The sequence below is a fragment of the Vibrio sp. VP6 genome, assembly GCF_028823755.1.
Lineage (GTDB): Bacteria > Pseudomonadota > Gammaproteobacteria > Enterobacterales > Vibrionaceae > Vibrio > Vibrio parahaemolyticus.
In genome coordinates, this window is sequence record NZ_JAPEID010000013.1 from 1 (window position 1) to 15468 (window position 15468).

At 45.3% G+C, this 15468-nt stretch carries 12 protein-coding genes; 9 read left to right on the plus strand and 3 right to left on the minus strand.

Going from position 1 to position 15468, the window contains the following annotated elements:
- Nucleotides 1-211 (minus strand): LysR family transcriptional regulator (locus tag OU793_RS10380; RefSeq protein ID WP_274647765.1); only part of this gene is annotated, 211 nt, incomplete at its 3' end.
- Nucleotides 212-305: 94 nt separating this feature from the next.
- On the opposite strand from OU793_RS10380, the gene OU793_RS10385 reads away from it, so the two are divergent.
- The 7 genes from OU793_RS10385 (at nucleotide 306) to katG (ending at nucleotide 9869) form a co-directional block, all read left to right on the plus strand.
- Nucleotides 306-1577 (plus strand): anaerobic sulfatase maturase, encoded by a 1272-nt coding sequence (locus tag OU793_RS10385; RefSeq protein ID WP_159408164.1) that lies wholly within the window; start codon nucleotides 306-308, stop codon nucleotides 1575-1577.
- Nucleotides 1578-1586: 9 nt separating this feature from the next.
- Nucleotides 1587-3971, plus strand: coding sequence for an arylsulfatase (locus OU793_RS10390; RefSeq protein ID WP_140103990.1), 2385 nt, complete (start codon nucleotides 1587-1589; stop codon nucleotides 3969-3971).
- Between the two features lie 106 nt (nucleotides 3972-4077).
- On the plus strand, nucleotides 4078-4941 hold the full coding sequence (locus tag OU793_RS10395) for a LysR family transcriptional regulator (RefSeq protein ID WP_140103989.1): 864 nt from the start codon (nucleotides 4078-4080) through the stop codon (nucleotides 4939-4941).
- A 65-nt stretch (nucleotides 4942-5006) separates the two neighbouring features.
- Nucleotides 5007-5672, plus strand: a complete 666-nt coding sequence (locus OU793_RS10400; RefSeq protein ID WP_274647766.1) for a hypothetical protein — start codon at nucleotides 5007-5009, stop codon at nucleotides 5670-5672.
- 304 nt (nucleotides 5673-5976) lie between these two features.
- Complete coding sequence (locus tag OU793_RS10405) at nucleotides 5977-6867, plus strand: hydrogen peroxide-inducible genes activator (RefSeq protein ID WP_017447896.1); 891 nt, start codon at nucleotides 5977-5979, stop codon at nucleotides 6865-6867.
- Nucleotides 6868-7106: 239 nt separating this feature from the next.
- Nucleotides 7107-7577, plus strand: a complete 471-nt coding sequence (locus tag OU793_RS10410) for a Dps family protein (protein ID WP_005457571.1) — start codon at nucleotides 7107-7109, stop codon at nucleotides 7575-7577.
- 126 nt (nucleotides 7578-7703) lie between these two features.
- Complete coding sequence (gene katG, locus OU793_RS10415; protein ID WP_159404303.1) at nucleotides 7704-9869, plus strand: catalase/peroxidase HPI; 2166 nt, start codon at nucleotides 7704-7706, stop codon at nucleotides 9867-9869.
- Between the two features lie 125 nt (nucleotides 9870-9994).
- Here katG and OU793_RS10420 read toward each other — a convergent pair whose 3' ends face one another.
- Entirely contained in the window at nucleotides 9995-10525 is a 531-nt protein-coding gene (locus tag OU793_RS10420; RefSeq protein WP_005498252.1) for a cytochrome b, read from the minus strand.
- A gap of 246 nt (nucleotides 10526-10771) precedes the next feature.
- Here OU793_RS10420 and ati1 point away from each other — a divergent pair, with 246 nt between their 5' ends.
- Nucleotides 10772-11221, plus strand: coding sequence for an Ati1 family type III secretion system chaperone (gene ati1 / locus OU793_RS10425; RefSeq protein WP_017447901.1), 450 nt, complete (start codon nucleotides 10772-10774; stop codon nucleotides 11219-11221).
- Nucleotides 11222-11261: 40 nt separating this feature from the next.
- Nucleotides 11262-12755, plus strand: coding sequence for a VPA0450 family T3SS effector inositol phosphatase (locus OU793_RS10430; protein ID WP_047123299.1), 1494 nt, complete (start codon nucleotides 11262-11264; stop codon nucleotides 12753-12755).
- Between the two features lie 91 nt (nucleotides 12756-12846).
- Here the strand turns inward: OU793_RS10430 and OU793_RS10435 are convergent, their stop codons facing one another.
- Complete coding sequence (locus OU793_RS10435) at nucleotides 12847-14751, minus strand: S8 family serine peptidase (protein ID WP_159404302.1); 1905 nt, start codon at nucleotides 14749-14751, stop codon at nucleotides 12847-12849.
- Between the last annotated feature and the right edge of the window lie 717 nt (nucleotides 14752-15468).

The following is a 15468-nucleotide window of genomic DNA, read 5'->3' on the forward strand; positions in this document are numbered from 1 at the left end:
ACGCCTCTAACTCAGGATAAATTTGCTCTAGATAATACGAAGGTTCAAAACCATTTTTCGTTTTAACAAAGAGTACTTCGGAAAACTCATTACTTAATTTAGCGACATCTTTACTGATTGCACTTTCTGATTTTCCTAAGATCTTCGCAACAATTCGCATGCTTTTGTGCTTCTTCAACAAGATCAGCAAATTAATCAAATTTAAGTTCACTCTGTTTTCCATTTTGTCACACCTGGTATTCCGTGAATGATTAATTTTCACACTCTACACTACTTCGGTCTTCTTTACCTAGATGAGAACCGATATGGCGTTAGAAAATGAGAACGTTACAGGTGTTCATTCACCACAACTACAACTTCCTAAGCTTGCTCATGATGTTTATCGCTTCCATGCTGTATCGAAGCCTGCTGCATCACGTTGCAATTTAGATTGCTCTTACTGCTTTTACCTACATAAAGCATCCTTATTGGAGCAAACCCATCAAGCCAAAATGAGTGATGAAACGCTAGAACGATATATCCAACAATACATTGAAGCGCAAACTGGCGATGAGGTCATATTCACTTGGCAAGGTGGCGAACCCACACTCATGGGATTGGATTTTTTTGAAAAAGTAATCGCACTGCAAAAGCGTTACAAAAAGCCGAAACAAACGATTCTCAATGATCTGCAAACAAATGGCATCTTGCTTAATAAGACGTGGTGTAAATTTCTAAAAAAACACCAATTCTTAGTCGGAATTTCTATTGATGGCCCAAAGCATCTTCACGATCAACACCGCTTAAGCCGTTCAGGAAAGTCTTCTTTTGACAAGGTGATGACGGCAGTTCATTTATTAAAACAATTTCAGATTGAGTTCAATGCGTTATGCGTGGTCAACCAAGACAACGGTGCTTTCCCATTAGAAGTTTATCGGTTTCTCCGTGATCACGTTCAACCCCGAGTCATTCAGTTTATTCCCTGTGTAGAACCAAAAGCATTTACGCACACCGCACCAATAAAGTGGGATAGAGAGACGCTCATTCAAATCGGCACCCCAACACTGGCCCCCAAACAACTAGATGCTTACGTAACCGAATGGTCTGTGGACGCAGGACAATGGGGGACATTCTTAACAACCATCTGGGATGAATGGTTTCAGCATGACTTTGGGAAAGTATTCATCGACCAGTTCGAGAACGTGATTTCACAGATGTTTGGCTATGGTGCCCAAAAATGTGTTTCCGCTGAGTTTTGTGGCAAGGCCATTGCTGTTGAGCACAACGGCGACATCTATTCTTGCGACCATTTCGTCTACCCCGAATACAAGCTTGGCAACATTGCCAACACTCACCTGGGCGATTTGGTGTTTTCAGGCACACAACAAGCATTTGGCACCTCCAAAACCAACGACTTACCTTCCGACTGTCGCCAGTGTTTCTTTCTGGCTCTCTGTTTTGGCGAGTGTCCTAAAAACCGTTTTACCAAAACCACAAAAGGTGAACCAGGGCTTAATTATTTGTGTCCTGGCTTAAAAAAATTCTACAGCAAAGTGGTTAACCACCACGCTCCACTCCAACAACGTCTACAACTCTAAGGAACCTTTATGAAAACCAAAATAAAGCCCGTGGTTGCCCTCACCAGCTTGATTATATCGGCTTCAGGTTACGCTGCGCCCGCGCATACGATTGACCGTACTGTGCTACCGATCCAACAAACGGCCGAATTCAATGGTCGAGTTGGTAAGTCCTTTGATCAATCCAAATCGGATTACCCCCAACCTATTAAGGCACCAGCAGGTGCACCTAACGTTGTGGTGATCATGTTAGATGACTTGGGCTTTGGTCAGGCAGGTCGATTTGGTGGCCTTATTCCAACACCGAATATCGATAAGCTGGCCGCGCGTGGTGTGACCTACAATAACTTCCACACCACTGGCATCAGCTCCCCAACTCGTGCCGCCTTGCTCACTGGGCGTAACCACCACCAGGTTGGCTTTGGCACCATTTCAGAACTCTCTACGGGCTTCCCGGGTTACAATTCTGTCTGGCCAAAATCAGTAGCTAGCATTGCAGAAGTACTGAAAGACAATGGCTATAGCACCAGCGCATTTGGTAAATGGCATAACACGCCAGACTGGGAAACTTCTCCAGCAGGACCATTTCAACAATGGCCAACAGGTCTTGGTTTCCAACATTTTTATGGGTTCCAAGGGGGGGAAACCAGTCAATGGGAACCTCAACTTTTCAACGATACAACGCCAGTTGAACCAAACAAAAAACCAAAAGATGGTTATCAGCTCAACGAAGATTTGGTCGATAATGCAATTAAGTGGATAGACCAACAAAAATCAATTGATCCTGATAAGCCCTACTTCACTTACTTTGCACCAGGTGCTGTCCATGCTCCACTTCACGCACCAAAAGAGTGGATTGACAAGTTCAAGGGCAAATTCGACATGGGTTGGGATAAATACCGTGAAGAAGTCTTCGCGCGTCAGAAAAAAATGGGCATCATTCCACAAAACACCCAACTTACCGCACGACCAAAAGAAATCGAAGCATGGGATAGTTTAAGCCCAGACCAGAAAAAACTGTATGCGCGACACATGGAAGTCTTTGCAGGGTTCCTAGCCTACACCGATTACGAAGTGGGGCGACTTCTGGATAAAATAGAAAGTATGCCAGACGCTGACAACACAATGATCATGTACATCGTGGGTGATAATGGTGCAAGTGCCGAAGGTTCACCAACGGGAACAACCAATAACATAATGACTCAAAATGGTGTACCTGATACCGTCGAATCTCAGTTGAAATACATGGATGAACTCGGTAACGAAAAGCATGAAAACCATTACCCAGTGGGCTGGGCATGGGCTGGTTCAACACCATTCAAATGGATGAAACGCGTCCCTTCTCACTTTGGTGGCACTCGCAACGGCTTGGTGGTTTCATGGCCTGCGAAAATCAAGAATACGGGAACGATTCAGAGTCAGTTCCACCACGTTGTAGATATCACACCAACCATTCTTGAAGCAGCAAAACTGCCAGCGCCAGCAACGGTTAACGGCGTGAAGCAAAAACCAATGGCTGGCACGAGTATGATGTATACCTTCAATAATCCAGAAGTGAAATCACACCGTACTGTTCAATACTTTGAAACCGGTGGTCACCGCGCAATTTACAAAGATGGATGGGTAGCCGCCTCATTCCACGGGGTTCCTTGGCAGCTTAGCGGTTCAAAAGGCTTTAAAGATTCTAAATGGGAGCTTTACAACGTTGAGAAAGACTTCTCAGAAGCCGTAGATCTAGCCGATAAAATGCCAGATAAGCTGCAAGAAATGATCAAGGAATTCGACAAACAAGCTGAGATCAATGAAGTCTACCCTCTTGATGACAGATTTGCAGAACGTGCAGCTAACCCTGAGCGTCCTTCGCTTACTAAGGGCAAGACCAAGTTCAGCTACACCGCAAATGTGACTCGTATTCCTGAAGGTTCTGCGCCGGATGTTTATCAGCGAGATCACCGTATCGATGCATACGTTGATATTCCAAAAGGACAGCAAGCTAACGGTATTTTACTTGCCATGGGCGGCAGTTCTGCTGGTCTGTCATTCTATGCAGATAACGGTAAGTTGGTGTATGGCTACAACTTCTTCGGTAAAGATTACTATACCGTTAAGTCCAACAAAGCCATTCCTACAGGTGAAGTAAAACTCTCTGCTGTATACAAACAAGAGCCATTTAGATTCTTGAAGGATGTAAACGGTGGTACGGTCGACTTGTACATCAATGATAAGAAAGTTGGTTCTGGTAAAATCGAGAAAGTGGTTCCTGTTCGCTTCTCTGCAACAGAAACCTTAGATATCGGTATCGATTTAGGCGCACCTGTGATGCCTGCTTACACAGAAAAAGCTCCGTTTAAATTTAGTGGTGATATTGAGAAAGTGGATCTAGAGATCGCACCAACTCAACCAATCATTAAATAAAGGATGAACAATGCCAACTCATCGAGAGTTGGCATTGAATTTTAATTAGTGGCAACAACACAAAAGCCCATTCCTAAATCCTTTCTACTGCAAAGGTTAAAAAATAATGGATTTGAACTTAATCAATACCTTTCTTGTTGTCGTTGAACACAAGTCTTATACCAAAGCGGCAGAACACTTGGGATTAACACAACCTGCGATAAGTGCTGCAATGAAACGGCTAGAACAACTCACTAACAAAACTCTTTTTGTAAGAAAAGGGCGAAATATAGAGTTAACCTCAACCGCATACCATTGGGTCCCATTATTCAGGCGAGCGCTAGCCATGATAAACGATGCCATCGTCGAACAAGCTACATTTCAGGTTTGCTGCACCGAATCCTCTTTTCCGAGACTGACCTCCTCTCCAGATTTTTCACTTCGTTGCGCGCCTGCTTACCACCCTTCTTTACTCGATGATCTTCGTTTACATAAAGTGGATTTAGTTGTTGATACCCACCCTGTAAAAGAAGCTTCTTTTACGAGTGAATCCGTTTATAAAGAACCTGTTGTGGTGATTTGCCGTCAGGGGCACCCACGCATTACCAGTGATAAACTGAGCGCATCAATGTTTTATGCAGAACAACATTGTGTACTAGTTAATACAGGCAATCGAGAAATAAATCTGGGTTGGACAGCGAACGATCCGGAGCAAAGTTTACATATAAACATGACCACGACATCTTTATCTGGGATGGTATTAAGTGTCTCTAAACAAGATTGCCTTGGCACTTTACCCCTTTCTTTTGCTCGAGAGTGGCAAAACGACCTCAAGCTGAAAATATTGCCCTGCCCGATAAACAACCAATTTATTGACTACAAGCTCATTTATCATAATCGAGATAAGCACAACGTTGCTCATCAAGTACTTAGGAGGCGCATTCGTCACGATCTCATCCAGAGCTTTTATCGGCTTCATGAGACATCGTAAAGAACTGTGCTTCCCATTTCTGCGTATATACTTTCTATCAACAGATGCCTTTTCAGAGAGTAGTTATGTTAGAAGAACGACTTTATGAACATTATCTGCCTGGGTACTTAGAAAGTAATAGTGAAGAAGAAAAGCAGCGCCTATGGCAGCAAGCTGACCCTAATACGATTTATCAGCTCAATAGCGATTTACAAAAACTGCACGGTGAGGGTAACGACCTCATATCTTTTAGTGACCCCCATCGTTCACACCTCCCGATCACCGCTTGGCCGGACATGCTATCGGCCGACATTGCCTTTTGGCGCAAGCACCAACACTGGTTGTTGCAAAGTAATGATCCGGTCACTGCAACTAATGAAGACGACTTGAGCGTGAATTATAAAATTCCGCTCAATTACATCAATCAATACAATGGTGAACATTTACGCCTGTTCTACGGGTCTCGCCTCGTTTATGCGAGATTGTTCAGCGCCCTGCACTACATTTTGAATCACGTTAAATCGGTGATCGAAGATTGGAGCCACGATCGCTACCCCTATCAATTACCCATAGAACTGTACATACCAACGACAAGTGAGCCGCAATCGGCAGCACAAAGTACATATCACCATTTCAATAGTGCTAACTATCAATCACTTAAAAACTATTTCCAGCAGCACTATTCAAGTTGGATTGAAGAGCAATATCTCAATTGGATGTTCGAGCTTCACCGCCGCCACTTACATCGTTGAATATGAGGACGAGTTTGGCATTCCGCGTGTCGACTTTATTTGCAAAAACGAAAACACTTTGCGGATGATTCGCCCCGCTCATTTTGTTGAAGACATGCGACAAATGGTGAGCTCGACCGATTATCTTGATCACCAAGTACAGCAAGTCGCGCTCAGAATCGAACGGCAATGCCGAGCGAAAGGATGGTAAATAAAGGCAGGTACAACGTTAGGGAAATTCGAATAACAAAAAGCCATCTTCTAAGCTTGATCATTAGAACGAGAAGTTTGAACGGCGAGAAGACTCAACGGATGGATAAACGCTATGCTATCGATAAAACAATTATCTTATGCCTTGGCTGTCTCAAAAACGCTGCATTTTCGTAAAGCAGCAGATTTGTGTCATGTCCGCCAATCAACGTTGAGTACAGGCGTCAGTGAACTGGAGCGTCAGCTAGGCATTAAGATTTTTGAACGGGACAATAAAAAAGTGCTCGTCACGCCACTTGGTCGTGAAGTTTTAGACAAAGCCAGCAACATCATGCTTCAACTGGAAGACATGGCACACCTCGACCACAGTTGCGGCGAACCTTTTTGCTTTCCGTTGTCCATTGGCATGATCCCGACCATTGCACCTTATCTTCTGCCAAAGTTGTTACTCACCTTAAAAGAGCAGTACCCGAACGCGAAAATAGACATCGTCGAAGAACAGTCGCATGTCCTTGTCGACATGGTTCACAGCGGTGAGATTGACGCGGCCGTGCTGGCCATCCCCTACCCTTGTGACGGCTTGTTAACGTTAGAGTTTTGGCAAGAAGACTTTTACTGGGTCGCGCTCGATGGGCAAATGCACACAGACAAAAGCAGCATTACGTCCGAAGAACTACAAGAAACCAACCTCATGCTGCTTAAAGAAGGCCACTGCCTCAAAGATCATATTTTGGATGCCTGCCGCCTCTCTGAACAAACCTCCAATCAGGAATACCGTGCCACCAGCCTAAACACGTTAATTCAAATGGTAATGAGTGGAATGGGCACAACCTTGATCCCGGAAATGGCACTGGAACAGCTCGTCACGCACTACCCAGTATTATCGGCAGTGCATTTAAATGAGCCCGGCCCTCACCGCAGAATAGCCCTCGCGTTTCGCCCAAACTATGTGGACGTTTCCAGTCTCGAAGCGCTTTCCCGTATCGCGAAGCAATCTCTCAAATAATCTCGAAATCAAAATCGTTTAAACCCAGCAGCATGCCGTTACCTCGGTGTGCTTTGTGTGCTTTGTAGGCGTTGATATTTGCTATAGACAACGCCTTCCATTCAGTAATCAAAATTTCCGAACGTTACATTCATTTTTATCATTTTTACAAATCAGAACATCTATCCAATACTTTTTTTAGTTGTTTGCTGACGGCTTATAAAAAGTCGTGAAACCAGATGGAATGAGAGGAAGCTAGCATGACGCACATCGATATCGGCATTGATAGAGAGCACCGATTAAGCACCGCAGAGGGCTTGAAGCAGCTCTTGGCAGATTCTTACACGCTCTATCTGCAAACGCACAACTTCCACTGGAATGTGGAAGGCCCAAACTTTAGAGAACTGCATCTCATGTTCGAAGAACACTACACCGAACTTGCGACGGCTGTAGACGAGATTGCCGAGCGCATACGCACACTGGACGTTCCCGCTCCCGGCACGTTTAAAGAGTTCGCCAAACTCAGTGTAATTGAAGAGGTTGAAGGCGTTCCAAGCGCGACGGAAATGGTCGACATACTCACACACAATCACGAACAAGTCGTAAAGACCGCGCGTAAAGTGTTAAAGCTAGCCCAACAAGCGGATGACGAATCTAGCGTGGCGTTGGTGTCGGACAGAATGCGCATCCATGAAAAAACAGCATGGATGTTACGATCGCTGCAGAAATAACGCCGAGCGAAACGACCTAAGGATAATGCTCTGTATTAAAACATCAGTAATTAATAACGGATGCCCGTGTTTGTTCACCAGCTGTAACGACTAGCACTCGCAAAACGCAAGAATGGGAGAATTAACATGACACAACAAAATGCGCATTCCGCAGGCAAATGCCCCGTAATGCATGGCTCCATGACCACCAATGACAGAACAGAAAAGAACTGGTGGCCAAAGTCGCTCAACCTCGATATTTTGCATCAACACGACGCTAAAACAAATCCAATGCCGAGTGATTTTGATTACCAAGAAGAAGTCAAAAAACTCGATTTCTCTGCACTCAAACAAGACCTAATCGCACTAATGACCGATAGCCAAGAATGGTGGCCTGCTGACTGGGGACATTATGGCGGCTTGATGATTCGTATGTCATGGCATGCGGCAGGGACTTATCGAATCGCAGATGGTCGCGGTGGTGCGGGCACCGGAAATTTACGTTTTGCCCCGCTAAATTCATGGCCAGATAACGCTAATCTCGACAAAGCAAGACGTATCCTTTGGCCGATTAAGAAAAAATATGGCAACCAACTGAGCTGGGCCGATCTCATTGCGTATGCCGGTACGATGGCTTATGAATCCATGGGGTTGAAAACGTTCGGCTTCGGATTCGGGCGCGAAGACATCTGGCACCCAGAAAAGGACATTTATTGGGGCTCAGAAAAAGAATGGCTGGCACCTACCAACAACCCTAACAGCCGCTATTCAGGTGAACGGGATTTAGAGAATCCACTCGCCGCTGTGATGATGGGCTTAATTTATGTCAACCCAGAAGGCGTCGATGGACAGCCGGATCCACTCAAAACCGCGCACGACGTACGAGTTACGTTCGCTCGAATGGCAATGAATGATGAAGAAACCGTTGCCCTAACCGCTGGTGGCCACACCGTAGGTAAAGCGCATGGTAACGGTGATGCAGCCAATTTAGGCCCAGAGCCAGAAGGTGCCGACATTCACGACCAAGGATTAGGTTGGTTAAACAAGACAACCCGCGGCGTAGGCAACAACGCGGTCACCAGTGGGATTGAAGGCGCATGGACAAGCCAGCCAACGCAATGGGATAACGGCTATTTTCATCTGCTGTTAAATTACGATTGGGAACTGAAAAAAAGCCCAGCCGGCGCATGGCAATGGGAACCTATCGACATTCAAGAGGAAGACAAACCGGTCGATCCTGAAAACCCTAACGTTCGGCATAACCCAATCATGACCGACGCCGATATGGCGATGAAGATGGATCCGGAGTATCGCAAAATCTCAGAACGCTTCCATAGCGACCCGGCCTATTTCGCCGACACCTTTGCTCGGGCTTGGTTTAAATTAACGCACAGAGACATGGGGCCTAAGGCTCGCTACATCGGCCCTGATGTCCCGCAAGAAGACCTCATCTGGCAAGATCCGGTTCCTCACGGCAATGCAAACTACGATGTAGACGCGGTAAAAGCCAAAATCGCAGCCAGTGGGTTATCGGTCAGTGACATGGTCACAACCGCTTGGGACAGTGCACGCACGTTCCGTCAGTCTGACAAACGTGGTGGCGCAAACGGCGCTCGTGTTCGCTTAGCACCACAAAAAGACTGGCAAGGTAACGAGCCAGAGCGGCTAGCCCGAGTATTACCGGTGTTAGAAAACATCGCGAAAGATACGGGAGCGAGCGTCGCTGATGTGGTCGTATTAGCAGGTAACGTCGGTATTGAGCAAGCCGCCAGCGCTGCGGGTGTTAACGTCACTGTGCCTTTCCTTCCAGGACGTGGCGACGCAACACAGGATATGACGGATGTTGAGTCTTTCGAGGTGTTAGAACCGTTGCACGATGGGTATCGAAACTGGCTCAAACAAAACTACGTTGTAACACCAGAAGAAATGCTGTTGGATCGCACCCAGTTGATGGGGTTAACTGCCGCTGAAATGACGGTGCTCGTCGGAGGGATGCGCGTTCTTGGCACAAATCATGGCGGTAGCAAACACGGTGTGTTCACAGACCGAGTCGGCCAACTTACCAACGATTTTTTCATTAACCTAACCGACATGAACTACACGTGGGAACCCGTTGGCGAAAACCTTTACGAAATCCGCAGCCGTCGCTCTAAAGATGTAAAATGGACAGCGACCCGCGTCGATCTTGTCTTCGGTTCAAACTCAATACTCAGAGCCTATGCCGAACTGTATGCACAAGATGACAACGCAGGAAAATTCGTTGAAGACTTTGTCGCCGCGTGGACCAAAGTGATGAACGCCGACCGATTTTGATGTCATCCAAAGCGAAGCCTAATCTAACAATTAGGCATCCTTTCGCTTATATTAAAATGGCAGGTATCACTTACCTGCCATTTTGTTGCTCAGAAACCTTCGAAGCACATTCTTGTTTTGTCTTATCAAGCTTTGCCCAACATTCTCAGCAACGTTCCGTCCTGCTTAATAAAGTGATGCATAAAGCTGGCACCAAGGTGCAAAACCAATAGGAATGGCAACAACGCTTCACCACTAAACTCGTGGATACCCTCACCCAGCTCTTTCAGCATGTGTATTTCTCTGCCAGAATTCACTAATTCAAAACCAAACAGGCTCAGACCGTACCCTTCTCCTACAGAAACCGCGATACCAGACAAAGGCAACACCACAGTTAAGGCCAAAAGAGAGTACATAACCACAGCCGCCGCGATAGACTCAAATTTACTTCTTTCAGTCATAGGTTTTGGCATACCCGCAATGAGTCTCCCAACTAACCTAGGCACGCTCAAGGCTAAGACTAAAAGTCCGAATGACATGTGAGCATTAAAAAGTAAGTTGTTTGATTCATCATCCATAACTAGACCAGAAATGAGTACCGCAATCATTCCAAGCCCGATAACCCAATGGAAAAACATCATTGATTTTGAGATTGCATTGTTCGTTTTCGCGTCCATCTTCTTTCTCCATGTAAAAGACATGGTTATTCTTCACATGAGCCATGAATAAAAGATGAATACTTTATTCAGACAAACCACTCTCAGACGAACTAAACAGGTCGCCGCCCTCTAGTTGTGGTCCGTGTTGATACGATAAAAATAAAAACTTACGCCCATACTCAATATCCTTCCACACCCTCACTCTTATACTCTTTCCCAAAATGAGTAATAACCATAATAAATTTTTAGATTGAGGGGAAAACAATGGATATCTACCAAGAAAGCATCAGTTTTTTAGGTAACGACGCGAACTTCGATGCAAACGGATTATTTCAATGCGAACTGTCATCGAATACAAATGACCATGATGAAGCGCTTTTCTTAACCATATTTAAGAACGAAACCACCATCAATTTGCACATGTCGTTGACCAGCCCAGTTGAGTTGCCAACACCTCTGCCAGAAGCCATCGCAATTGCAATCGGTGAACACGCGCTAGAACCATTTCGAGGTGGTTTCGGTGTTGGTTTAATGCCGGACAGCCGCAGACTGACCGTTTATAAGGTTATTTCGTTAGCTAATAAGCCTCAAAGTTATGTTCAAAACACATTCCAACAACTGCTAGAAAAAATTGAGCAGTGGCACCTATTCATTGAACAAACCGATAACGAAGCAGCAATTCCAGAACAATTACCTGCTGGGATTTTCATTTAATCCCGCTAAAAACGACCATGTTTAGAAATGAGTTTATTTTATGTCGACAATTCAAATTAATAGTCAACATCGAGGTAATTTAGACCTCGCAGATATTCAAAATATCAAAACCAATGCGAAAGAAGGCGATACCGTTAAATTTGGCTCTGTATTTGGTAAAGAATACAGCGTTACCAAAAGCAATGATGGTGAAATTAGCCTCAAACAAAAAGAAAATCGCAGCTTTTTTAATCGCTTTTTTAGCAAAACAGATTCATCGAAAAACAGCGACTTAAAGCTGAACTTGATGAACCAACAACTGCACAAAAAAGAGAACAACGGCAACGTTAAGGTCCTGACGTTAACGTACAACCAAGCCAACCAAAAGATGCCTGCAGAGACGAAGAACTACTTCCAAAACCTTATCCAAAAGGGTGACTATGATGTGGTCTTATTTGCCGAACAAGAATCGAAATTGCTTGCTAACGACCTAGAACTCGATGGCATGAACCTGCTTAGCCAAAACAAAATGAAAGTCATGACTAAAGGGCTTGGTGAAGGTATCAGCTACACTTCGATGTCTGTTTTTGCGAAAGATGGCGTCGATATCAACGTGAAAAATGAGTCTGAATATCGTCACGGCATCGGTGGACGAAACATGGAATTCTTCATGGGCATCACGGGTAATAAAGGCGGCGTGAAAACGGCTTTGGAGATCAATGGACAACCTTTAAACGTCATTTCTGCACACCTGGATTCCAACAAAGAAGTCAAACGTGAGTTCGAAGGCAACAAGTTGATGGAAGGCATTAATCCAAATGAGGAAGTTCTGATCACTGGCGATCTCAATGAACGTGAGAAGCGCGTTGCTGAAGGCTCTGATGTGCTGTACGACCCAATTGCCCACGATGATACGCACTTAGCGAAACATGGCTTTAAGTTCAAACCACTCGATAGCCATACTTACATGCAGCTAGATAAGCACACTGGCAATATTAAGCAGAAAGAAGGCCGAGATCGCCCTGACTTCGGTGAGCTGGATAACACAGGTTTAACCAACAAAACGGGCAACTTACAGAACCACCAAACCAGCGTTATCACAGAGGGTTTTGAGAATGTCAGCGACCATAAGCCAGTGCAGTCAACATTCGAAGTCAGAAGCTTTTCTCAAAAGTTGATTGAAAACGCATTTACTCAAAATGCCAATGACTTTAAAAATGATGCCGCCTATCTGAAGCCAGGCACGAACCCAGCTAACGCAACGTTTGATGATGTAACCTCTGCTAACCAAGCACGTCTGGGTTTAGAAAACTTAAACCCGAATGAACAAGCATTCGTGAAAGAGAATTTTGCGAGCTTTATTATCGGTAAAGACGCGATCTTCAGCCAGCTAACTAGCGGCTTTATGGAAGAGATGAGCCAACTTCATGACTCTGATCTTGCTAAGAACCCAACTCAACTACAAGCGCAGCAAATTGCGTTGAGCGAAAAATACGAACAACTAAGCGATAAAGTAAACGCTGAGTTTAATAAACAATTCGTGGCAAATCTTTAGCCACAGAGCCGTATTTATCTCTGTTCGATATGGAAAACATAGAAAGTTAAAAACACAAAAAGGCCCTCTTCTCGGGCCTTTTTCATGGCGATCATTTGTTCGGCTTTCCTCCACCTTTTCCGCCGCCCTTACCACCACCAGAACCAGCAACCGTGATGTTATCGCTCCATCCACTCCAGAACAAAGAACCATCGCTTTGCTGAATGGTGCCAACACGATAATGCACTTCGCCATTGGCGCTGGAATCTTCAAACGTCATGACCGTTGGGTCGAGAACATCCCAACTGCTTAGGCTTTGCCATCGATTACGTTTTGCATTCCAACTCTCGCGTTCGACTCTAAAGCCTGCAATGGCACCTTGATCCCCCGAATAGTTCCAAGTGAGAGAAACAATACTATTGTTGATCGAGATGGAAAGAGCTTCTGGTGCCTTAACGACTAGAGGAGGTGGTGGTGGCGGTTCCGAAGGTGTCGCAGTCAGAGCTCCCACCAAATTAAGTCGTCCGTATTGAGAGATGCTCTGTAAATCTTGCCCATCAGCACCTATTGGATCCGCTCCCTGTTCCAACATCATACGAATCATCTGGTTACAAGGTACGCCAGAGGCATCTTGGCAAGTTGCAGGATCGGATAACTGATCTGCATATTTGTATGCCCAAAGTAACGCAGCTGCGCCAGCAACATGAGGGCTGGCCATGGATGTACCCGACTGCCAATGCAGACAGGCGTCATTATCGTAATCGAAGGTGCCACACTGCTCATTTGGCATCGTCGAGAGAATACTGTCACCGGGTGCCATTAGCGACACCCAATCGCTACCGAAACTAGAAAAACTGGCACGATTGTCATCGTCATCCGTAGCACCAACGGCAATCACGTTGTCGTAAGCCGCAGGGTAGTTTTTCATTGGGTCTCCTGCGTTACCAGCTGCGCTTACCAGCAACACACCTTTTCCCCAAGCGTAGTTAACAGCGTCATTTTCCGCTTGGCTATAACCGACTAAGCTAACCGGATTGCCCTCTTCATCGATTTCATCCGAGCCATAACTCATGTTAATCACGTGGTAGCCGTTATCGGCAGCATAGGTGATGGCATCAATGGAGGAAGATAGCGGGCATACCCCCGTCGCAGCGATAAGGAAGCAGCCAAAAAATGGGTCGCAGCTATAAATCAGATATTCGTAGCACGTCTTCAGGTTGCCAACAGAACTGTTAAAACCGACCCCAGCAATACCAATACCGTTATCTGTCTGAGCCGCCGCAATACCTGCGACATGGGTGCCGTGTCCAACCACATCCTCTAACGTATCACTTTGATAATCGGTGACAAATTTCTGCTGATCAACACATTTTCCGTTCCCGAACTCAATGCTACTCACGCTATCCCCTGCCATACGACAATCAATACCGGAATCGAGAATTGCTATCTTGACGGCAGAACTACCTTTCGTCATATCCCAAGCTTCGGGAGCATTGATATCTGCACCAGGCAAGCCAGAGGCCCCATCCAGATACGGACCAAATAGTGGGTCATTCACCACGGTAGAATGTACTTGCCCAGTATTATTGAGCGCCCACTGCTCAGAAAAGTAGTCACTAGCATAGATACTTCCACCGAGACCTTCATTGGGAACGTACTGAACGATGTGGTTGATATCAGGTTCTGCATACAACACATTCGGGTTCTGGTTAAAACGGGTTAACTGCGCTTCCACTGTTCCAACAGGCACTTGCAAGACATGCACATCAATGCCGGAAATGACTTTGAGCGATTTGGCTCTGCTCTCACGCATCAACTCCCCTACGTCAGACGCCGCTGCACCGGGACGGAATTTAACGAGAATACGATCCACGGCATAAGCCGGAGGTGGAGTTGTATGAACGGAATGAGGATGACTATCGAGGTAAGCCTGCGGTATAGCAAGGCTTTCTGGAACTGCCGCCTGCACAATCGCAGACGACAACAATAAAATCGGCAAGGATAATGAATGATGCATGGCACTATACTCCGTGTTGGATAAGTCCCTTCCTTGACTGAGGAACTCCATTTGCCAGATGAAACGGCAGCGGGTACGACTCAGCCCCCATCAAAACCTTTTAGCTTAGAATAGAAGCCTAATGATAAATTTACCAATAAGGGGGGATATCTAAGGCATGCAATAGACCGATAGCAACAGTGAGAAAATGAGTGGGTGCTAACTATTTTCTTTGAAAAAACTGAAAAATGTTTCTGGTCGGTAAAACACTGTCACCACATCAATTTGGGAAGAGAAGAACGTTCTAAACGCATTTTTGGACAGAAATCAGTTAGGTCTGCAGCTAACGATTACTCCAAGCACATTAGTTTTTTATTGCGGTTTCATCAATTACCTAAATCTAAGATGAATATAAATGCAAAAGTGTTCTGATTTAGCTGTGAAGAACAGACAAACGTGTACCTCACGCACTAATCACGCAGCAATGCTCTGGATTTGACCTGCCTAACAAGTGCGATGTTTGCGATAACTTCCAGAAGCCACCAATACAACTTAAAAGTTGTCCATCAGCATAAAAACAACATTTTAGTTGTTTATACATGCATAAGTCACCAGCAGCCAAACATTCACATAATTAATCATTAAATTCATATAACATTAGGAGAAATAGACTTTAATACCCCTGCCCCAATTCTTCGACGGCTCGAATAGTCATCATCCGAATGACTAAAAGATCGA